Here is a 20,971-nt window from a genome sequence, read left to right on the forward strand (position 1 = left end):
CCGTCCGGCCGGCGGGGCGCGCAGGCCAGCGCGCCCTGTGGTGTGCACGCCGGTGCCAATGTCACGCTGGGTCCATGAACATCCCTTTCCTGGGCAACAGGAGCAAGAACAGCCCTGCGGCGGTCCTGGCCGAGGACCCTGAGGGGATCGCCGAACTCCTCGCCGAGTGCGAGCTGTTGCGCTCGCACGCGGCCCGGCAGGGGATCGCGCTGGACGACACGGCGGGCTCGCTGGAGGCGCTCGACCAGCTGTCGCCCCGCTGGCGCGACGACGAGGAGAACCTGCCCTGGTTCGGCCACGACGCGGGGCTCTACCTGGGGACGGTCGTCGTGCGCACCGTGCCCGGCGCGGCCTGGGCGATCCGGCCCGGCGGGGAGGTGGTCGTCCGGCTGGCGTCGGGCCGGGAGGTCGACGTGGTCGCGGCCGGCCGTGAGTGGGCCGTGAGCGGGACTCCCGAGCTGTCCCAGCTGTACGGCGAGGTGGCCGAGAACTGACCGGGTGCCGGCGAGCGGGATACCCGATCCGTCCCGGCGGTACCGGGCGACCGGCGAGCGAGGCGAGGGCGAACGGCGCGGCGACGAGCGGTGTACAGGCGGCGGACGATGTAAATACGGCTAATGCCCGCACGGTGCGTGTCGCTTCTTCCCCCCGCTCTTCGGTGGATAGTTTGCGGCGACCACGACACAGCTGAGAGTGAGTAGGGCTGCGCATGGCCGTCGATCCGTTGATCGAGCTGCGTGACGTCAACAAGTACTTCGGGGAGCTGCACGTCCTGCAGGACGTCAACCTCACGGTCGGCAGGGGGGAGGTGGTCGTGGTGATCGGCCCTTCGGGGTCGGGGAAGTCGACACTGTGCCGCGCGATCAACCGGCTGGAGCCCATCCGGTCGGGCTCGATCCTGCTCGACGGCCGGCCGCTGCCCGAGGAGGGCAAGGGGCTGGCCCGCCTGCGTTCCGAGGTCGGCATGGTCTTCCAGTCGTTCAACCTCTTCGCCCACAAGACGGTCCTGCAGAACATCTCGCTGGGTCAGGTGAAGGTCCGCCGGCGCAGGAAGGACGACGCCGACCGGCGCTCGCGCGAACTGCTCGACCGGGTGGGCCTCGCCGACCAGGCCGACAAGTTCCCGGCGCAGCTCTCCGGAGGTCAGCAGCAGCGCGTGGCCATCGCCCGCGCCCTGGCCATGGACCCCAAGGCGCTCCTGTTCGACGAGCCCACCTCCGCCCTCGACCCCGAGATGATCAACGAGGTCCTCGAGGTGATGCGGCAGCTGGCGCACGAGGGAATGACCATGATCGTCGTCACCCACGAGATGGGCTTCGCGCGCTCGGCCGCCAACCGTGTGGTCTTCATGGCGGACGGCCGCATCGTGGAGGACCGCACTCCGGAGGAGTTCTTCACCGCCCCGAGCAGCGACCGCGCCAAGGACTTCCTCTCCAAGATCCTCAAGCACTGAGTCCGGACGGCGGCGGCCGTCGAGCACACCCGCCCCGGCAGCGGCCGGAGATCACTGCTCGCGCAGCGGGACCGACACGTACGACGGGTCGTCCGCGGGCGAGGAGAAGGTCAGCCGCGCGCCGGACGGGTTGTGCTCCATGTAGAGCGGGTCGACGGTGTCGACGACCAGGGCGAGCCGGTGTCCGGCCGGGACGTCGTAGGCCGTGGAGCCCAGCTCCAGATCGAGGCCGAACGGCCTGCCGGGTGTGCGCCCGTGGAAGGTGTACGGCGCGTTGCCGACCAGCTTGCCGAGGCCGAGCGGCCCCACGTCGTACAGGTAGGCGACGAGGGTGCCGCTCTCCTCGGTCGGGGTCACCGTGGTGTGCAGCAGGGCCGTACCGCGCACCCGCTGCGTCGTGGCGTACTTCTGCGACTGCCACACGGCGGCCCAGCGGCGGGGGAGCAGGGGGATCGAGGCGACCGGGGGCAGTTGGGCGACCTGGTCGAGGATGCTGGAGAGGAAGACGATCCCGCCGTCCGCGCCGGAGTCCACGTCGGTGTGGATCGTGGTGGAGCCGGCCAGGGCCAGCTTGCGGCGCGTCGCGTTCACCGACTTCCAGTCCGGGTAGCCCTCGTAGCCGCCCCCGGTACGGGACTTGAGCCGCACGGGCTGTTCCCGGTCGACGCCGTTGTCCGCGCCCCGGAGGTAGTGGTCGAACCAGCGCCGGGTGTCGGTCCACACGTCGTTGGGCAGTCCGAACAGGCCGGTCAGCTCGGCGGTGGCGTGGTCGCCCGGCCGGAACTCCATCCGCTTGGGGCCGGTCAGCCGCTCGTAGAGGGCGGCGGACTGGTTGGGCGGGAAGATGGTGTCGCCCCAGGAGCCGGCCAGCATCACCGCGGCGCCGTTGCGGTTGAGCTGGTCGGCGTAGGTCGAGGGGGAACGTTTCTTCCCCCAGGCGACGAGGTCCTTCTCCTTCGACAGGTCGCCGGCGTAGAAGGCGGAGAAGACCTCCCGCGACTCGGTGCTCTGCCGGCCGGTGACCGTGCCCACGGTGTCCAGCACGGCGGCGGCCTGGAGGTGCTGGGTGCGCCCCGAGTAGATCGAGTCGATCAGGTCGCCCCAGCCGCTCAGTGAGGCGACGGCCCGGACGCGCGGGTCGTGGGCGGCCGCCAGGACGCTGATCCCGGCGCCGTAGGAGACGCCCGCCATGCCGATGTGCGCGGCGTCGGCCGGGGTGTTGGCGAGTGCCCAGTCGATGACGTCGGAGGCGTCGGCGACGTCGCGCGGGCCCGCCACGTCGATCTCCCCGCCGGACTGCCAGAAGCCCCGCACGTTGTAACTGAGCACGACGTAACCGGAGTCGGCGAGTCGCCGTGCCTGGGCCAGGTACTCGACCTGCGGGAAGCCCCAGCTCGTGGGGAGCACGACCAGCGGGTACCGGCGGGTGCCGTCCGCGCCCGCGGGGGTGACGACGTTCGCCTTGAGGACGGTTCCGCCGTCCCCGGCGATGTCGACGTAGCGGACGGCGGCGGTTCCGGCGGCCTGCGCCGAGGGGGCCAGGGCGAGCATCGTGCCGGCCACCAGCGAAACGGAGACGGCGCCCACGGCGGTCGTGCGCGGCGCCCTGCGATGCTGTCCCACGGTTCACTCCTCAACTTGCCGCATTGCAAAGTGACCCGACGGTAACCGCATCTCGTACCGGAGGTAACCCGCCGGTAAGTTACGTGGCAGTAACGATTGTCGCCTCCGGCAGGGGAGCCTGCGCCTGCCGCGTCACGTCGTCCACCAGCTCGACCACGTCGGGCCCGTACGCATGGGAGTTGATGACCTTCAGCAGCAGCACGAAGGAGCCGTCCCCGTACTTTCGGGCCAGCCGCTCGTGATGGCGGACGAGATAGCGGGTGGCGGCCTGGTTGTTGATGGCCCGTTGGCCGCAGAACAGGAACACCGGCCGGGCCCCCCGCCGCCGCCCCGCGGTGAGCCGCGCCAGCAGGACGAACTCGGTGACCCCCGACTCCATCCGGTAGTGCTCCGCGCCGACTTGGAACGCCAGCCGGTCCGGGCCCGGTTCCCGGTCGGTGTTCACCCGCACCCCCGGCAGCAGGGCCTGGATATGGGCCGCCATACGCCTGTTCGAGCCCGGGCCGCCGACGCAGAACTCCGTTCGCTCTCCGAAACCCTGCCGGGCCGCGTCCTGCGTGACCACCTCGGCGCCCGCGCCGCAGTCCTTGATCAGCGCGGCGAGCTCCAGGAGGGCGAACACGTCGTGCCGGTGCACAGCGAGGTCGGCGCTGCCCGCGTCGCGGTTGACGACCAGCAGGCACTCCGAGTGCTCGGGCAGCCCGAAGAACGCCTGCTTGCGCCGGAGTCTGCGGCGCCACAGGGAGGTCCGGGTGACCCAGCCGAGCGCGGCGCTGACGCCCGCCGCGATGACGCCCAGGACGATGTTGCGCACGTCGTCGTTCATGGGCGCGCATGGTAGCGGGCGAGAACGCTCCAGGCGTACCCGTGTTCGAGGTGTGGCAGTCGTATGACAGTGCCCTGAAGGAGCCTGTCGAGGCCCCCCGAATGTGGCTACGCTGCGCGGACGGTCCCGCACTGGAGGTACGGATGCGTCGCCCTGTCGCGCGGAAACTGTCGGTCCTGGCGGTCTCGGCCGCCGTGGTCACGGTGGGGGCCGCCGCGCCACCCGCCCCACAGAGAGCCCCTGTCGCCAAGGTACCGGTCGCCGTCGGCTACGGCGGAGCCGTCGCCAGCGTCGACGCGGACGCCTCGGCCGCCGGCATCGAGGTGCTGCGCAAGGGCGGCAACGCCGTCGACGCGGCCGTCGCCACCGCCGCCGCCCTCGGCGTCACCGAGCCCTACTCGGCCGGTGTCGGCGGAGGCGGCTACTTCGTCTACTACGACGCCGAGTCCCGTAGCGTGCAGACCATCGACGGCCGCGAGAGGGCGCCGCTGACCGCGGACTCCGGCCTCTTCCTGGAGAACGGCAAGCCGCTCGCCTTCGCCGACGCCGTCAGCAGCGGCCTCGGCGTCGGCACGCCCGGCACACCCGCCACCTGGGCGGCCGCCCTGTCCCGCTGGGGCAGCGAACGCCTGGGCACAGTCCTCGAGCCCGCCGAGCGACTGGCCCGCGACGGCTTCACCGTCGACGACACCTTCCGCTCCCAGACCGCGGCCAACGAGACGCGCTTTCGCTACTTCCCCGACACCGCCGGGCTGTTCCTGCCCGGCGGTCGGCTGCCGGTCGTCGGCTCCACGTTCAAGAACCCCGATCTCGCGCGCACCTACCAGGAGTTGGGGAGGAAGGGCGTCGACGCGCTCTACCGCGGCGACCTCGGCAAGGACATCGTCACCACGGTGAACCACCCGCCCGTGGACCCGGCCTCCGGCTGGAACGCCCGGCCCGGCGACCTGACCGTCAAGGACCTCGCGGCCTACCGGGCCAAGCTGCAGGCGCCCACCAGGACGTCGTACCGCGGCCTCGGCGTCTACTCCATCGCTCCGTCCTCCTCGGGCGGCACGACCGTCGGCGAGGCCCTCAACATCCTCGAGCGGACGAACCTGTCGAAGGCGAGCGAGGTGCAGTACCTGCACCACTACATCGAGGCCGGCCGGATCGCGTTCGCGGACCGCGGGCGCTGGGTCGGCGACCCCGCGTTCGAGGACGTCCCGACGAAGCAACTGCTGTCGCAGCGGTACGCCGACTCGCGCGCCTGCCTCATCAAGGACGACGCCGTCCTCACCAGCCCCCTCGCGCCCGGCGACCCGCGCAGGCCGGCCGCCTGCGCCACCGGCGGCACGGCGGCCCCGACGACGTACGAGGGCGAGAACACCACGCACCTCACCGTCGCCGACAAGTGGGGCAACGTCGTCTCCTACACGCTCACCATCGAGCAGACCGGCGGCAGCGGCATCACCGTCCCCGGCCGCGGCTTCCTCCTCAACAACGAGCTGACCGACTTCTCCTTCGCCCCGGCCGACCCGGCCGTGCACGACCCGAACCTGCCCGGTCCCGGCAAGCGGCCGCGTTCGTCGATCTCGCCGACGATCGTGCTGGACAAGCACGCCAGGCCCGTCGTGGCACTGGGGTCGCCCGGCGGAGCGACCATCATCACCACCGTGCTGCAGACCCTGACGGAGTTCCTCGACCGCCGGCTGCCGCTCGTCGACGCGATCGCGGCGCCGCGCGCCAGCCAGCGCAACGCCGCCCAGACGGAGCTGGAGCCCGCCCTCTACGACGACACCTCCCCGGGCGGCCTGCGGGCCGGGCTCGAGGCCATCGGCCACGCCTTCAAGCGCAACCCCGAGATCGGCGCGGCGACGGCCGTGCAGCGGCTGCCCGACGGCAGGTGGCTGGCCGCCGCCGAGACCGTACGACGCGGCGGCGGATCGGCCCAGGTGGTGCGCCCCGCCCGGTAGGGGTCACGGCTCGGCGGCCGGGACGGGCGGCGGGGTGCGGAACGCCAGCCGCCCGTCCTCGACCTCCACCCGCACCCGGTCGCCCTGGCCGACCCGGCCGTCGAGCAGCAGCCGCGAGAGCTGGTTGTCGACCTCGCGCTGGATGGTGCGGCGCAGCGGCCGGGCGCCGTACTCGGGCTGGTAGCCGCGCTCGGCGAGCCAGTCGACGGCCCCGTCGGCGAACTCGACCGTGACGCCCTGCGCCCGCGCCAGCCGGCGTGTGCCCTCCAGCAGCAGGTCGGTGATCCGCCGCAGCTGCCCGTCGGTGAGCTGCCGGAAGACGACCACCTCGTCGATCCGGTTCAGGAACTCCGGCCGGAAGTGCTCGCGCAGCGGCCGCAGGATCCGCTCCCGCCGCGCCTCCTCGCCGCCGCCCGGCCCGAAGCCGATGCCGGGGCCGCGCCGGGTGATCTCCTCCGACCCCAGGTTGCTGGTCATCACGATCACGGTGTGCGTGAAGTCGACCCTGCGGCCCTGGGAGTCGGTGAGCCGGCCGTCGTCGAGGACCTGCAGCAGGACGTTGAAGACGTCCGGGTGGGCCTTCTCCACCTCGTCGAGCAGCAGCAGGGAGTACGGGTGCCGGCGCACGACCTCGGTGAGCTGCCCGGCCTCCTCGTGCCCGACGTAGCCGGGCGGGGCGCCCACCAGCCGGCTGACCGTGTGCCGTTCCTGGTACTCGCTCATGTCGAGCCGGACCATCCGCTCCTCGCTGCCGAACAGCGCCTCGGCGAGCGCCCGGGCCAGCTCCGTCTTGCCGACGCCGGTCGGGCCGAGGAACAGGAAGCTGCCGATCGGCCGGGCGGGGCTCGCGAGACCGGCCCGGGAGCGCAGCACCGCGTCGGAGACGACCCGTACGGCCTCCTCCTGGCCGACCACCCGTTCGTGCAGATGCTCCTCGAGGGCGAGCAGCCGGTCCTTCTCCTCCTGGGTGAGCCGGGCGACGGGGATGCCGGTCTGCCGGGACACGACCTCGGCGACGGCCTCGGCGGTGACCTCCAGATGCCGGCCGTCGTCGGAGGCGTCCTCGCCGCCGGTGTCCGCGACGCGCTGCTTCAGCTCGACGATGCGGTCCCGCAGCCGGGTGGCCTCCTCGTACTGTTCGTCCGCGACCGCCCGGTCCTTGTCGCGGGCGAGATCCTCGATCTCGCGCTCCATCACCCGCACGTCGGTGCCCTTGGCGCGGGAGCCGAGCCGCACCCGGGCGCCGGCCTGGTCGATGAGGTCGATGGCCTTGTCGGGGAGCCTGCGGTCGCTGAGGTGGCGGTCGGACAGCTCCACGGCCGCCACCAGCGCCTCGTCGGCGTAACGGACCTGGTGGTGGGCCTCGTAGCGGTCGCGCAGCCCGCGCAGGATCTCCAGCGCGTCCGCGACGGACGGCTCGGGGACGAGGATCGGCTGGAAGCGGCGGGCGAGCGCCGCGTCCTTCTCGATGCGCCGGAACTCCTCCAGCGTCGTCGCGCCGACGATGTGCAGCTCGCCGCGGGCCAGGGGCGGCTTGAGGATGTTCGCGGCGTCCATCGCCCCGCTCTCGCCGCCGCCGCCCGCGCCGACGACGGTGTGCAGCTCGTCGATGAACACGATCAGCCGGTCGGAGTGCGCGCGGATCTCGTCGACGACGGTGTTCAGCCGTTCCTCGAAGTCGCCGCGGTAGCGGGTGCCCGCGACCACGCCGGTCAGGTCGAGGGCGACCACGCGCCGGGAGGCGAGCACGTCCGGCACGTCCCCCTCGGCGATCCGCTGGGCGAGCCCCTCCACGACGGCGGTCTTGCCGACGCCGGCGTCGCCGATCAGCACCGGGTTGTTCTTGCCGCGCCGGGAGAGGACCTCGATGGTCTGCTCGATCTCGTCGTCCCGGCCGATCACCGGGTCGATGCGCCCCTGGCGGGCCAGCTCGGTGAGGTCGCTGCCGTACTTGTCCAGGGTGGGCGTGGCGGTGGGCCGCTGCCCGTCCGCGGCGCCGGCCGGCCCGGCGGCGTCCGTGGCGTCGGCGGGCAGGCCGGCGGCGGCGAAGCGGGCCGCGTTCAGGATGTGCCCGGCCGCGGAGTCCGGGTTGGAGGCGAGGGCGCCGAGCACGTGCTCCGGGCCGATGTGGCCCGCGCCGCGGCTGCGCGCCAGATCGTGCGCGTCCAGCAGGGCGCGCTTGGCGGCCGGCGTCAGGGACAGCGACGTGGGCGGCGGCGCCTCGCCCGGCGGGTACTGCACCGGCCCCGACCGCTCGTCTATCGCCGACGCGAGGGAGTCGGGGTCGGCGCCCGCCCGGCTGAGCAGCGAACGCGTGGGCTCCGCGGAGAGGGCCGCCCGCAGCAGGTGCTCGGTGTCCAGGTCGCGGCTGCCGTGCTCGGCGGCGTACTGGGCGGCGCCTCGGACGAGGTCGCGCGCGGGCCTGCTGAGGAGCTGGCCGATGTTGATCTGGCGGGGGCCGGGGCGGGGCCCGCCGAAGAAGCGGGCCAGAAACTCGCCGAAGGGGTCGCCGTAGCCCTCCGGGCCGTTGAAGCCGCTGGTCATGGCGTTCCGTTCGATCGACGTGCGATGCGGTGCCGGGTGCCCTCGGCTGGGGCTTACCCCCCACCTTCGCACGGTCGCCCACCGCGGGCACGCGCAGGAAAACCCGCCGGACCGGGGCCGACGCCGCGTCGCGCCGGAGTCCCGTACGCGTGCGCTCACGCCCCGCGTGCGGACCGGGGCCGAGGCCGTCCCGCGCCGGGCCGCCGTGCCCGGACAGGGAACCGGCCGCGCCGTGCCCTCGCGTCCTCGCGGCCGAGCCGGGGGCCGTCCGTCGTGCTCCCGCGGCCGAGCCGGGGGCGACCCGTGGTGGCTCCCGTCGGTGCGGCTACCGACGCTCGGTCAGCACCCTCGGTCCGCTGTCCGTGATCGCCACCGTGTGCTCCGCGTGGGCCGCGCGCGAGCCGTCGTTGGTGCGCAGGGTCCAGCCGTCCGGGGCCGCGTGGTAGCCGTCCGTGCCGCCCCCGATCAGCATGGGCTCGATGGCGAGGACCATACCGTGGCGGAGCGGGAGACCGCGGCCCGGGCGGCCCTCGTTGGGGACCGCCGGGTCCTCGTGCATGTGGCGGCCGATTCCATGGCCCCCGAAGCCCTCCGGGATGCCGTAGCCCGCCGCCCGGCACACCGTGCCGATGGCGTGCGCGATGTCGCCGATGCGGTTGCCGACGACCGCCGCCTCGATGCCGGCCGCCAAGGCCCGCTCGGCCGTCTCGATCAGCCGGACGTCCGCCGGGCGCGCCCTGCCGACGACGAAGCTGACGGCCGAGTCGCCCGCCCAGCCGCCCAGTTGCGCGCCGAAGTCGAGCGAGACCAGGTCCCCGTCGCGCAACCGGTAGCGGGTGGGGATGCCGTGCACGATCGCCTCGTTCACCGACGCGCAGAGCACCGCCGGGAAGGGTGTGGGCGCGAACTCCGGGCGGTAGCCGAGGAACGGCGACGTGGCGCCCGCGGCCCGCAGCACGTCGTGGGCCAGCTCGTCCAGCTCCAGCAGGGAGACGCCCACGCCGGCGGCCTCGCACGCGGCCGTCAGCGCCCGGGCGACCACCTGGCCCGCCTCGTACATGGCGTCGATCGATGTGTCCGTCTTCAGTTCCACCATGCCAATTACTATACCGGTATTAGAATGGCGGCATGGTGCGTACCCCCCTGACCCCCGAAGAGCGCGAGCGCGGCGAGCGGCTCGGCCGGCTGCTGCGCGAGGCGCGCGGCGGCCGGAGCATGGCCGAGATCGCGGCGAGCGCGGGAATCTCCGCCGAGACCCTCCGCAAGATCGAGACCGGTCGCGCGCCCACCCCGGCGTTCTTCACCGTCGCCGCGCTCGCCCGCGTGCTCGGCCTGTCGATGGACGAGCTGGCCGGGCTGTGCTCGGCGGCGGCCGTGTGAACGGCGAGGCCGTGTGATCCGCTGGGCCGTGTGATCGGCGAGGCCGTGTGATCCGCGGGGCGGTCGCGGGCCCGGCCCGATCCGCTTCGGAGGCCCTGGGTCAAGATTGCGCCATGTCGGCGCCGCGTCCGCTTGGAAAAGTGGCCGTAGCCGCGCTGTAACACGGCTGGTGTTTTCTACGAACCGGAGTGATCCGGTCGGGCGGGAGACAAACGATGGCTGTGGAACAACTCCCGGGCAGGGTGCGGGAGTTCGCGAGCTACCTGAACGCGCTGCTGGCGCGCCTCGACCAGGGCGCCGGCTGGTGCGCGGTCTTCTGGCAACGCGACCCCGACGGCATGCGGGCCTGCCTCGACGGCCACGAGGTGCCGCCCTGGGACGTCATGGAGGCGGTGCTCCAGGACCTCGCCGCCGCCTACGGAGCCGCGGCCGCCGCGCCGGAGACGTCGCGCGCCCGGTCCCTGCACGCCGCCGCGCTCGCCGCCCACGACGCCCGTCCCGGCGGCCGTGACGCCCTGGGGGACCGGCTCGACGTCATGCTCCGCGAACAGCGCTACGCCGCCGAACGGCAGGCCGACCTGGGACGCCGACTCGCCTCGGCGACCACCCGGGAGCAGGCCGACGCCTTCCGCCTGGACCTCGCCTGGGCCAACGACGACCACGAACGGGCCACCGCCCGGTGCGCCGAGCTCCGCCGCCGGATGGCCGAGGCGGACCGCCTCCCGGCAGCCGGCGCGCCCCCGGGCCGCACCGGCCCCACGGCCGCCACGTACGACGCACGGCAGGCGCGCGACGCACCGCACCCGCGCGACGCGGTCCGCACGCACGACACGGGCCACGGGCACGACACGGGCAGCGCTCACGACGCCCGGATCGCGTACGAAGCGCGCGCTGCCGGAGCGCCCGAGACGCGGGCCACGCCCGGCCCGGCGTCCGAGCAGGCCTTCGGCCCGGCATCCGGCCCGGCGTCCGACCCGCTGCCCGTACCGGACTCCGCTTCTGCCGCCCCTCCGGCCGCCGTGCCCAAGCAGCGCAAACGCCGCCGCGGCAGTGCGCGGTTCGCCGGCATGGCAGACGAGTCCGACGTCGCCCCGCTCGCCGTTCCGCCCGCCTCAGCCTCCGCCCCCGTCCCCTGGCCGGTCGAACCCACGCCCGCCCCGCCCGCTCGCCGTACCCTGCGAGGCGCCCGCTTCGCCGGAGCGGCCGAGTCGCCGGCCGGGCGGTCCTCCGAGCCGCAGCGCGAGCCGCTGGACGCGACGGCCCGCAAGGAGACCGTCGAGGCGGTCGGGCAACTGGTGCGACTGCGTGCCGAAGGGCGCAGCGGCGAGGCACACGCCCTGCTCGTCGACCTCGCCGCGCTGCCCGCCGCACGCATCCCGCTGCTCGCGGCCGAGCTCCAGCGGGCCGGGCTCACCGCGGACTGGACCACCCTGCTCTGGGAGGCCGCGTCCCTGCCCGCCGACCGGCTGGTCGCCGCGGCCGACGCGCTGGTCGCGGTGGGGCGCACGGCCGACGCGGAGCAGATCCTGCGGCTGGGGGTGGCCCGGCCGGCGGAGGAGATCGGGCAGGGCGTCCTCGGCCTGGTCCGGGAAGGCCGGCTGCGCGAGGCCCGCGCGCTGCTCGACGCCCACGTCCGGGTCCGCACCCCCGAGGAGGCCGCCCGGAGCGCCGCCCCGGACCCGCAGACCCTCGTACCGCTGCTGCTCGAGGCCGCCCGGGCCGCCTCGGAGGAACGCCACCGGGACCTGGTGCACGCCCTGCGGGTCGCGGGGTTCACCGGCTGACCGCCGCCGCGCCCGTTGCGCCGAACGCACCGCGACTCACCCACAGGGGTGTGAAACGCGATCGACTCCGCGGGTTGACGACGATGGTCTTGGCAAGCCCGTCCAGGAGGCTTACGTTCGTCCCTCTACGACCTTCGTCTACGGGCGTAGAGGCTCTGACGTCCCGTCGAAGGAGCAGCTCATGGCCAACGTCGTACGTGCCGCACTGGTCCAGGCCACCTGGACCGGCGACACCGAGTCCATGGTGGCGAAACACGAGGAGCACGCCCGGGAGGCGGCCCGTCGGGGCGCGAAGATCATCGGGTTCCAGGAGGTGTTCAACGCCCCCTACTTCTGTCAGGTACAGGAGCCCGAGCACTACCGCTGGGCGGAGCCGGTCCCGGACGGGCCGACCGTGCGCCGCATGCGGGACCTCGCCCGCGAGACGGGCATGGTGATCGTCGTGCCGGTCTTCGAGGTCGAGCAGTCCGGCTTCTACTACAACACCGCCGCCGTGATCGACGCCGACGGCTCCTACCTCGGCAAGTACCGCAAACACCACATCCCTCAGGTGAAGGGGTTCTGGGAGAAGTACTACTTCCGGCCGGGAAACATCGGCTGGCCGGTGTTCGACACGGCCGTCGGCCGGGTCGGCGTGTACATCTGCTACGACCGCCACTTCCCCGAGGGCTGGCGGCAGCTGGGCCTCAAGGGCGCGCAGCTGGTCTACAACCCGTCCGCCACCCACCGCGGCCTCTCCGCCCACCTGTGGCAGCTGGAGCAGCCCGCGGCGGCCGTCGCCAACGAGTACTTCGTCGCCGCGATCAACCGGGTCGGCGTCGAGGAGTACGGCGACAACGACTTCTACGGGACGTCGTACTTCGTCGACCCGCGCGGCAAGTTCGTCGGCGAGGTCGCGAGCGACAGGGACGAGGAACTCGTGGTCCGCGACCTCGACTTCGACCTCGTCGAGGAGGTCCGGCAGCAGTGGGCCTTCTACCGCGACCGCCGTCCCGACGCCTACGAGGGGCTGGTGCAGCCGTGAGCGACCTCCACGCCCGGCACCGGAGCGTCCTGCCCGACTGGCTCGCCCTCTACTACGAGGAGCCGCTGGAGATCACCCACGGCGAGGGCCGGCACGTCTGGGACTCCGAGGGCAACAAGTACCTCGACTTCTTCGGCGGCATCCTCACCACCATGACCGCGCACGCGTTGCCCGAGGTCACCAAGGCGGTCGCCGAGCAGGCCGGGCGGATCGTCCACTCCTCGACGCTCTACCTCAACCGGCCCATGGTCGAGCTCGCCGAGCGCATCGCCCACGTCAGCGGCATCCCCGACGCCCGGGTCTTCTTCACCACCTCGGGCACCGAGGCCAACGACACCGCGCTGCTGCTCGCCACCGCCCACCGGCGCAGCAACACCGTGCTGGCGATGCGCAACAGTTACCACGGCCGTTCCTTCAGCGCGGTCGGTATCACCGGCAACCGAGGCTGGTCGCCGACCTCGCTGTCACCGTTGCAGACGGTGTACGTGCACGGCGGGGTCCGCGGCCGAGGACCTTTCGCCGGTCTGGACGACGCCGCCTTCGTCGACGCCTGTGTCGCCGACCTCAAGGACCTGCTCGGCCACACCCGCCCGCCCGCCGCCCTGATCGCCGAGCCCATCCAGGGGGTCGGCGGGTTCACCTCGCCGCCCGACGGCCTCTACGCGGCCTTCCGCGAGGTGCTGGACGAACGCGGCATCCTGTGGATCTCCGACGAGGTGCAGACCGGCTGGGGCCGCACCGGCGAGCACTTCTGGGGCTGGCAGGCACACGGCCGAAACGGTCCGCCGGACATCGTCACCTTCGCCAAGGGCATCGGCAACGGCATGTCCGTCGGCGGCGTCATCGCCCGCGCCGAGATCATGAACTGCCTGGACGCCAACAGCATCTCCACCTTCGGCGGCACCCAGATCACCATGGCTGCCGCTCTGGCGAACCTCTCCTACCTGCTGGAACACGACCTCCAGGGCAACGCCCGGCGGGTCGGCGGCCTGCTCATCGAGCGGCTGCGGGCCGCCGCCGCCCAGGATCCGGGCGTGCGCGAGGTGCGCGGGCGCGGCCTCATGATCGGCATGGAGCTGACCCGGCCGGGCACCGGACTGGCCGACCCGGACCGGGCGTCCGCCGTGCTGGAGGCGGCCCGCGCCGACGGGCTGCTGATCGGCAAGGGCGGCGGCCACGACACCAGCGCCCTGCGCGTCGCCCCGCCGCTGTCCCTGACCGTGGCGGAGGCCGAAGAGGGCGCCGCGATCCTCGAGAGCGCGCTGAGGAGCACGCGGTAGCGCAGGCCTGAGCCAAGGGAACACATCGCCATGACCATTGCCCTGCCCCGGGGGCCCGTGGAACCGCTGGAACCCGCCCTGTCGGTCCGTCAGGTCCTGTCCCTGGAAAGGGTTCTGGCCGGCGAACCCGAAGTGGTGGCGGGCGCCGGCCGGCTCGACCGGCCGGTGCGCTGGGTGCACGTCGCCGAGGCGGCCGACGTCGGCGTGATGCTGACCGGCGGCGAGATGGTCCTCACCACCGGGGTGCTGCTCGCCGGCGACGAGAGCGCCCAGACCGAGTACGTCCGCTCCCTGCACCGCGCCGAGGCCGCGGCCGTAGTGCTGGGCCTCGGGCGGGCGTTCCCGACCACGCCCGACGCGATGCGGCGGGCCGCCGAACGTTGCGGGCTGCCGATGATCGTGCTGCACCGGCCCTTCCCCTTCGCCGAGTTGACGGAGGAGGTGCAGTCCCGGCTGGTGCGGCGCAAGTTCGCCGCCGTCAGCCTCTCGGAGGCCGTGCGGACCGCGCTCACCGCGCTGATCACCGCGGGCGCCCCGCTGCAACTGCTGCTCGACGAGATCGCCCAGCACGCCGCCTGCCCCGTCGTCGTCACCAACCTCGCCCACCGGGTGCTGGCCACGGCGGGGGAGCGGCCGGCCGTCGACGACGTGCTGCGGGACTGGGAACGCATCGCCCGTCAGGCAGGAGGCACCGAGGGGGACGGCTGGATCCGCGCCGAACTCGGCGGCCGCGGCGAACGCTGGGGGCAGATCATGCTCTGCGGGTACCGCGGCGACACCGCGGGCGGACGGCTGCTCGCCGACCGGGCCGCCGAGGCGCTGGTGCTGCACCGCATGCTCGGCGGAGCCTTCGCCCACACCTGGGAGGAACAGTCCGCGCAGAGCCTGCTCACGGATCTGGTCTCCGGCGTCGTCCCGGCGCGCCACCTGCTGCCCCGGGCCCGGGCGGCGGGCCTCCCGGTCAACCGGCGCACCTTCGTGCCGCTCGTCGTGCGGGACGTCGCTCTCGACCGACTCGACCGCGTGCTGCGGTTGTTGGGGCTGCCGGGACTGTTCGCGGAACTCGCGGACGGGGCGACGGCGGTGCTGCTCAGCCTCGCCCGCGACCAGGACGCCGAGGCGCTCGCCGCCCACTTCGCGACCCGGCTGCGCACCGAGTCGGGCCGGGCCCGCACGATCGTCGCGGCGGCCGGTCCGCGGACCGTCTGGGACGAGGTGCCCGCCGGGCTGCGCGAGGCCCAGCACGTCGCGGACGCCGTCGCCGACTCGGCCGCCGTCCTCGACCTGCCGCTCGTCGTCCGGCTCAAGGACGTCCACCTGCGCGGACTGATCCGGCTGCTGCGGGACGACCCGCACGTGCAGTCGTTCGCCGAGCGAGAGCTGGACGGACTGCTGTGCGCGTCCGGGGACGACCTGCTGGCCGTCCTGCGGACGTATCTGGCCACCGGCCGCAACAAGTCCCGCACCGCCCAGCTCCACCACGTCTCCCGGCCGGCGCTGTACCGCCGGCTGGAGGCGATAGAGGGCCGGCTGGGCGTGGACCTCGACGACTTCGAACAGGCCGCCTCGGTGCACATCGCGCTCCTCGCGCACGACGCACAGCAGAGCTGACCGCCGCGCCGCCGGGGTACGGGAAACAGCTGAGAAACATGGAACGACCTGGGAAAACGGTGGTGAAACATGGGTCCGGGAAGACGTGACACGGTGACACGACGGACGCGCGCAGGCGTGACACCGTGCAACTCAAAGCAGGCCGGTCGGCTTCCTAGGCTCCTCGTACACCGAGCGACCGGAGGTCCCGATGAGCAGAGTGATCCGTGCCGCCGTCTTCCAGACGGCCTGGACCGGCGACAAGGAATCGATGATCCGGGTGCACGAGCAGGCGGTCCGCGACGCGGCCGCGCAGGGTGCTCAGGTCCTGTGTTTCCAGGAGCTGTTCTACGGACCCTACTTCTGCCAGGTCCAGGACCCGCAGTTCTACGAGTACGCCGAACAGATCCCCGACGGCCCGATCGTCGAGCGTTTCCAGGCGCTCGCCAGGGAGCACGGCATCGTCCTGGTGCTGCCGATGTACGAGGAGGAGCAGCCCGGCGTCCTCTACAACACCGCGGCCGTGATCGACGCGGACGGCTCCTACCTCGGCAAGTACCGCAAGCACCACATCCCCCAGGTGAAGGGGTTCTGGGAGAAGTTCTACTTCCGCCCCGGGAACGCCGGCTGGCCGGTCTTCGAGACGGCCGTCGGGAGGATCGGCGTCTACATCTGCTACGACCGCCACTTCCCCGAGGGCTGGCGCGCGCTGGGACTCGAGGGCGCCGAGATCGTCTTCAACCCGTCGGCGACCTCCCGAGGTCTGTCCGCGTACCTGTGGCAGCTGGAGCAGCCGGCGGCGGCGGTCGCCAACGAGTACTTCGTCGGCGCGATCAACCGGGTCGGCGTCGAGGAGCTCGGCGACAACGACTTCTACGGGACCTCGTACTTCGTGGACCCGGAGGCCCAGTTCGTCGGGGAGGTGGCCAGCGACAAGGAACCCGAACTCGTCGTCCGCGACCTCGACATGGCGAAGCTGCGCGCGGTCCGCGACCGCTGGCAGTTCTACCGCGACCGCCGTCCGGAGGCCTACGGCCCGCTCACCGCACCGTAGCCGGCCGCGACCGCCGCCGGTCCGGAGCACGGGGGCCGGACCGGCGGCACCCCTCAGACACGACGACAGTGCTGAACACGGCAGGAGAGGGAGAATGAGCAGCCGAACCGTCATCCGGGGTGGTCTCGTCATCACCGCGTCCGACGAGATCCACGCCGACGTCCTGATCGAGGACGGCCGCATCGCCGCCCTCGCCGCCTCCGGCACCCCGGCCGCCGGGGCCTGGACCGCCGAGAGGGTCGTCGACGCCACCGGGAAGTACGTGATCCCGGGCGGGGTGGACGTCCACACCCACATGGAGCTGCCGTTCGGCGGCACCTTCGCCTCCGACACCTTCGAGACCGGCACCCGGGCCGCCGCCTGGGGCGGCACGACGACCATCGTCGACTTCGCCGTGCAGAGCGTCGGGCACAGCCTGCGTGAAGGCCTCGACGCCTGGCACGCGAAGGCCGAGGGCAACTGCGCGATCGACTACGGCTTCCACATGATCGTCTCCGACGTGAACCAGGACACGCTCAAGGAGATGGACCACCTGGTGGAGGAGGGCGTCACCTCCTTCAAGCAGTTCATGGCCTACCCCGGCGTCTTCTACAGCGACGACGGCCAGATCCTGCGCGCCATGCAGCGCTCCGCCGAGAACGGCGGACTGATCATGATGCACGCGGAGAACGGCATCGCCATCGACGTCCTGGTCGAACAGGCGCTCGCGCGCGGCGAGACGGACCCGAGGTACCACGGCGAGGTCCGCAAGGCCCTCCTGGAGGCCGAGGCCACCCATCGCGCGATCAAGCTCGCGCAGGTCGCCGGCGCGCCGCTGTACGTGGTGCACGTATCGGCGATGGAAGCGGTTGCGGAACTGGCCAGGGCGCGCGACGAAGGACTGAACGTCTTCGGCGAGACCTGTCCGCAGTATCTGTTCCTGTCGACCGACAACCTCGCCGAACCAGGCTTCGAGGGCTCGAAGTACGTGTGCAGCACCCCGCTGCGGCCGAGGGAGCACCAGGCCAAGCTGTGGCAGGGCCTGCGGACCAACGACCTCCAGGTCGTCTCCACCGACCACTGCCCCTTCTGCTTCGAGGGGCAGAAGGAGCTCGGCCGGGGCGACTTCTCGAAGATCCCCAACGGCCTGCCGGGCGTCGAGAACCGTATGGACCTGCTCCACCAGGCCGTCGTCGACGGGCACATCAGCCGCCGCCGCTGGATCGAGATCGCCTGCGCCACCCCCGCCCGCATGTTCGGCATGTACCCCAAGAAGGGCACCATCGCCCCGGGCGCCGACGCCGACGTCGTGATCTACGACCCGCAGGCCGAGCAGACCGTCTCCGCCGGGACCCACCACATGAACGTCGACTACTCGGCCTACGAGGGCAAGCGGATCACCGGCCGCGTCGAGACGGTGCTGTCGCGGGGCGAACTCGTCATCACCGAGCGGGAGTACACCGGACACGCCGGACACGGCGTCTACACCCCGCGCTCCACCTGCCAGTACCTCAACTAGGAGCAGCGCCCATGGACTTCGGACTCGTCCTGCAGACCGACCCGCCGGCCTCCAAGGTCGTCGACCTGATGCAGCGCGCCGAGCGGAACGGCTTCACTCACGGCTGGACCTTCGACTCGGCCGTGCTCTGGCAGGAACCGTTCGTGATCTACAGTCAGATCCTCGCGAACACCGACAGGCTGACCGTCGGCCCCATGGTGACCAACCCGGGCACCCGTACCTGGGAGGTCACCGCCTCCACCTTCGCCACCCTCAACGACATGTTCGGCAACCGCACCGTCTGCGGCATCGGCCGCGGCGACTCCGCCATGCGCGTCGCCGGCCGCGCCCCCAACACCCTCGCCCGGATCAGCGAGGCCATGAAGGTCATCCGTGCGCTCGGCTCGGGCCAGGAGGCGGACCTCGGCGGGACGGTCGTGCGGTTCCCCTGGATCAAGGACGACGCCCGGCTGCCCGTCTGGATGGCCGCGTACGGGCCCAAGGCGCTGAAGATGACCGGCGAGGAGGCCGACGGCTTCATCCTCCAGCTCGCCGACCTGTATCTCACCGAGTACATGGTGAAGGCCGTGAAGGACGCGGCGGTCGCCGCCGGACGCGACCCGGACGAGGTCCGGATCTGCGTGGCCGCCCCTGCGTACGTCACCGACGACGACTCTCCGCAGGCGCTGGCGCACGCCCGCGAGCAGTGCCGGTGGTTCGGCGGCATGGTCGGCAACCATGTGGCCGACCTGGTGTCGAAGTACGGTGAGCACTCCTCGCAGGTCCCCGAGGAACTCACCGACTACATCAAGGCCCGGCAGGGGTACGACTACTCGCACCACGGACGCAGCGACAACCCCGACACCGCGTTCGTGCCCGACGAGATCGTCGACCGGTTCTGCATCGTCGGACCGGTCGAGAAGCACATCGAGAAGCTGAACGCCCTGCGCGACCTCGGCGTCGACCAGTTCGCCGTCTACGACATGCACGACGCGCAGGAGAAGGTCATCGACGCCTACGGCGCGACGGTGATCCCGGCCGTCAACGGCTGACCCGTCCCCCCGCTCAACTCCCCATCCCCCCACTCCAGTTCTCCCCTCTCCCGCCGTCCCGGGAGAGGGGGCCGGAGACCCGCACGGCCTTTCCGGATCCGCCCCTCGTTTGATTGGCCTGCCCATGACCGACACCGCTCCCACGGCCATACCCATGGCCGACCAAGTCACCCTTTCCGACGGGCGCGTCGAGCTCGCCCCGGGTTCCCCGCCGCCCAGCGGTCCCTACGCCAACGAGGACCTGCTCCCGGTCCCGGTGGAGAAGCGCACCTGGACCACCTACAACTTCTCCGCGCTGTGGGTCGGCATGGCCCACAACACGGCGTCGTGGACCCTGGCCTCCGGTCTGATCGCCGTCGGCATGGACTGGAAGCAGGCGGTGTTCACCATCGCCCTGGCCAACGTGATCGTGCTGGTGCCGATGCTGCTCACCGGGCACGCGGGACCCAAGTACGGCATCCCCTTCCCGGTCTTCGCCCGTGCCTCCTTCGGCATCCGCGGCGCCAACCTCCCGGCCGTGGTGAGGGCGTTGGTGGCGTGCGGCTGGTTCGGCATCCAGACCTGGATCGGCGGTGAGGCGATCTACTTCCTCGCCGGGAAGCTGATCGGCGGCGGCTGGAGCGACGCCGGGAAGATCGGCGGCTACGCCTGGACCATGTGGCTGTCGTTCGCGATCTTCTGGGTGATCCAGGTGGCGATCATCTACCGGGGCATGGAGACGATCCGCCGCTTCGAGAACTGGGCGGCTCCCTTCGTCCTCGTCGGCGCGCTCGTCATGCTGATCTGGATGAGCAACAAAGCAGGCGGTTTCGGCCCGTTGCTGGACCAGCCCTCCAAGCTCGGCTGGGGCGGCGACTTCTGGAAACTCTTCTGGCCTTCCCTCATGGGCATGATCGGCTTCTGGTCGACGCTGTCGCTGAACATCCCCGACTTCACCCGTTACGGGAAGTCGCAGAAGGCGCAGACCTGGGGACAGGCTCTCGGTCTCCCGACGACGATGACGTTGTTCGCGCTGCTGTCGGTGATGGTCACCTCCGGCTCGCAGGCCGTGTACGGCGAGACGATCTGGGACCCGGTACAGCTCGCCGCCAAGACGGACAACGCCGTCGGGCTGCTCTTCGCTCTGGTGACGGTGCTGGTGGCGACCCTGTCGGTGAACATCGCGGCCAACCTGGTGTCCCCGGCCTTCGACTTCTCCAACGTCGCTCCCCGGAAGGTCAGTTTCCGCACCGGCGCACTCGTCACCTGCGTGCTCGGCGTGCTGATCTTCCCCTGGAAGCTGTACTCCGACCCGCAGGGCTACATCTTCACCTGGCTCGGCCTGGTCGGCGGTCTGCTGGGCACGGTCGCCGGCATCCTCATCGCCGACTACTGGATCCTGCGCCGCGGCAGACTCGACCTGACCGACCTGTACCGGGCCGGCGGCCGCTACTGGTACGCCGACGGCTGGAACTGGCGGGCGGTGGCCGCCTTCGTGGTGGGCGGCGTCCTCGCGATCGGCGGCGCAAGCTTCAAACCGCTGTTCGACGGCCGTCCGATCCCGGCGCTGGAACCTCTCGCCGACTACGGCTGGGCCGTCGGACTGGGCACCTCGATCGTGGTGTACCTGGCCCTGATGCTGCCGCGCGACCGACGGGAGGAAAGCACCGTCTGAGACGGGCGTCCGCGGCACGCGCGTCTCCCCGCGCGCGTGCCGCCCGGCGTCCCTCCGCCGCTCGGGCGGCGTCAGGCCGGGACGCCCGGCGTCGCTCCGGGCAGGTGCCCGATGTCGAAGTGCGTGACGCGCGGACGCGGTGAGGGGCCGGCGTCGTGAGCCGTGACGCGCGCGGACGCGATGAGGACCGAGCCTCGTCCACGGTGACGCGCGGACGCGGTGAGGTGCAAGCCGCGTTCTCCGTGACGCGGACTCCGTGCCGTGCACGTGCCGTG

16 protein-coding genes are annotated in these 20,971 nt (G+C 72.2%); 12 read left to right on the top strand and 4 right to left on the bottom strand.

All coding sequences use genetic code 11. From position 1 onward, the window contains the following. Positions 1–74 precede the first annotated feature (74 nt). Positions 75–494 (top strand): DUF6278 family protein, encoded by a 420-nt coding sequence (locus C6376_RS32880; protein ID WP_107446675.1) that lies wholly within the window; start codon positions 75–77, stop codon positions 492–494. A 215-nt stretch (positions 495–709) separates the two neighbouring features. Next, the gene (locus C6376_RS32885) at positions 710–1,453 is read left to right on the top strand and encodes an amino acid ABC transporter ATP-binding protein (RefSeq protein ID WP_107446676.1); all 744 of its coding nucleotides are present in this window, start codon (positions 710–712) and stop codon (positions 1,451–1,453) included. Between the two features lie 51 nt (positions 1,454–1,504). Here the strand turns inward: C6376_RS32885 and C6376_RS32890 are convergent, their stop codons facing one another. Then, on the bottom strand, positions 1,505–3,076 hold the full coding sequence (locus C6376_RS32890; protein ID WP_107446677.1) for an alpha/beta fold hydrolase: 1,572 nt from the start codon (positions 3,074–3,076) through the stop codon (positions 1,505–1,507). Between the two features lie 79 nt (positions 3,077–3,155). Beyond that, positions 3,156–3,902, bottom strand: a complete 747-nt coding sequence (locus C6376_RS32895) for a hypothetical protein (protein WP_173985783.1) — start codon at positions 3,900–3,902, stop codon at positions 3,156–3,158. 143 nt (positions 3,903–4,045) lie between these two features. On the opposite strand from C6376_RS32895, the gene ggt reads away from it, so the two are divergent. Continuing rightward, positions 4,046–5,857 carry a gamma-glutamyltransferase gene (gene ggt / locus C6376_RS32900; protein WP_107449332.1) on the top strand — a complete coding sequence of 604 codons (1,812 nt, stop codon included), beginning with the start codon at positions 4,046–4,048 and terminating at the stop codon, positions 5,855–5,857. Positions 5,858–5,860: 3 nt separating this feature from the next. Here ggt and C6376_RS32905 read toward each other — a convergent pair whose 3' ends face one another. Both C6376_RS32905 and map read right to left on the bottom strand, forming a co-directional pair. Next, positions 5,861–8,401 (bottom strand): ATP-dependent Clp protease ATP-binding subunit, encoded by a 2,541-nt coding sequence (locus C6376_RS32905; protein WP_107446678.1) that lies wholly within the window; start codon positions 8,399–8,401, stop codon positions 5,861–5,863. A gap of 325 nt (positions 8,402–8,726) precedes the next feature. Beyond that, positions 8,727–9,497, bottom strand: a complete 771-nt coding sequence (map, locus tag C6376_RS32910; RefSeq protein ID WP_107446679.1) for a type I methionyl aminopeptidase — start codon at positions 9,495–9,497, stop codon at positions 8,727–8,729. A 32-nt stretch (positions 9,498–9,529) separates the two neighbouring features. Between map and C6376_RS32915 the strand changes: the two genes are divergently transcribed. The 9 genes from C6376_RS32915 (at position 9,530) to C6376_RS32955 (ending at position 20,696) form a co-directional block, all read left to right on the top strand. Then, positions 9,530–9,781, top strand: a complete 252-nt coding sequence (locus C6376_RS32915) for a helix-turn-helix domain-containing protein (protein WP_107446680.1) — start codon at positions 9,530–9,532, stop codon at positions 9,779–9,781. Between the two features lie 215 nt (positions 9,782–9,996). Beyond that, entirely contained in the window at positions 9,997–11,565 is a 1,569-nt protein-coding gene (locus C6376_RS32920) for a hypothetical protein (RefSeq protein WP_107446681.1), read from the top strand. Positions 11,566–11,746: 181 nt separating this feature from the next. Then, the gene (locus C6376_RS32925) at positions 11,747–12,589 is read left to right on the top strand and encodes a nitrilase-related carbon-nitrogen hydrolase (protein WP_107446682.1); all 843 of its coding nucleotides are present in this window, start codon (positions 11,747–11,749) and stop codon (positions 12,587–12,589) included. Further along, a complete protein-coding gene (locus C6376_RS32930; protein WP_107446683.1) occupies positions 12,586–13,869 on the top strand; it encodes an aspartate aminotransferase family protein in 1,284 nt (427 codons plus the stop codon). Before C6376_RS32925 ends, C6376_RS32930 begins: the two co-directional genes overlap by 4 nt. Before the next feature lie 30 nt (positions 13,870–13,899). Next, complete coding sequence (locus C6376_RS32935) at positions 13,900–15,480, top strand: PucR family transcriptional regulator (RefSeq protein ID WP_107446684.1); 1,581 nt, start codon at positions 13,900–13,902, stop codon at positions 15,478–15,480. 190 nt (positions 15,481–15,670) lie between these two features. Beyond that, the gene (locus tag C6376_RS32940) at positions 15,671–16,513 is read left to right on the top strand and encodes a nitrilase-related carbon-nitrogen hydrolase (RefSeq protein WP_107446685.1); all 843 of its coding nucleotides are present in this window, start codon (positions 15,671–15,673) and stop codon (positions 16,511–16,513) included. 94 nt (positions 16,514–16,607) lie between these two features. Next, on the top strand, positions 16,608–18,011 hold the full coding sequence (gene hydA / locus C6376_RS32945; protein ID WP_107446686.1) for a dihydropyrimidinase: 1,404 nt from the start codon (positions 16,608–16,610) through the stop codon (positions 18,009–18,011). Positions 18,012–18,022: 11 nt separating this feature from the next. Beyond that, positions 18,023–19,042 carry a TIGR03842 family LLM class F420-dependent oxidoreductase gene (locus tag C6376_RS32950; RefSeq protein ID WP_107446687.1) on the top strand — a complete coding sequence of 340 codons (1,020 nt, stop codon included), beginning with the start codon at positions 18,023–18,025 and terminating at the stop codon, positions 19,040–19,042. A gap of 124 nt (positions 19,043–19,166) precedes the next feature. Further along, on the top strand, positions 19,167–20,696 hold the full coding sequence (locus tag C6376_RS32955; protein ID WP_173985784.1) for an NCS1 family nucleobase:cation symporter-1: 1,530 nt from the start codon (positions 19,167–19,169) through the stop codon (positions 20,694–20,696). Positions 20,697–20,971: the final 275 nt, after the last annotated feature.

Source organism: Streptomyces sp. P3, from assembly GCF_003032475.1.
GTDB lineage: Bacteria > Actinomycetota > Actinomycetes > Streptomycetales > Streptomycetaceae > Streptomyces.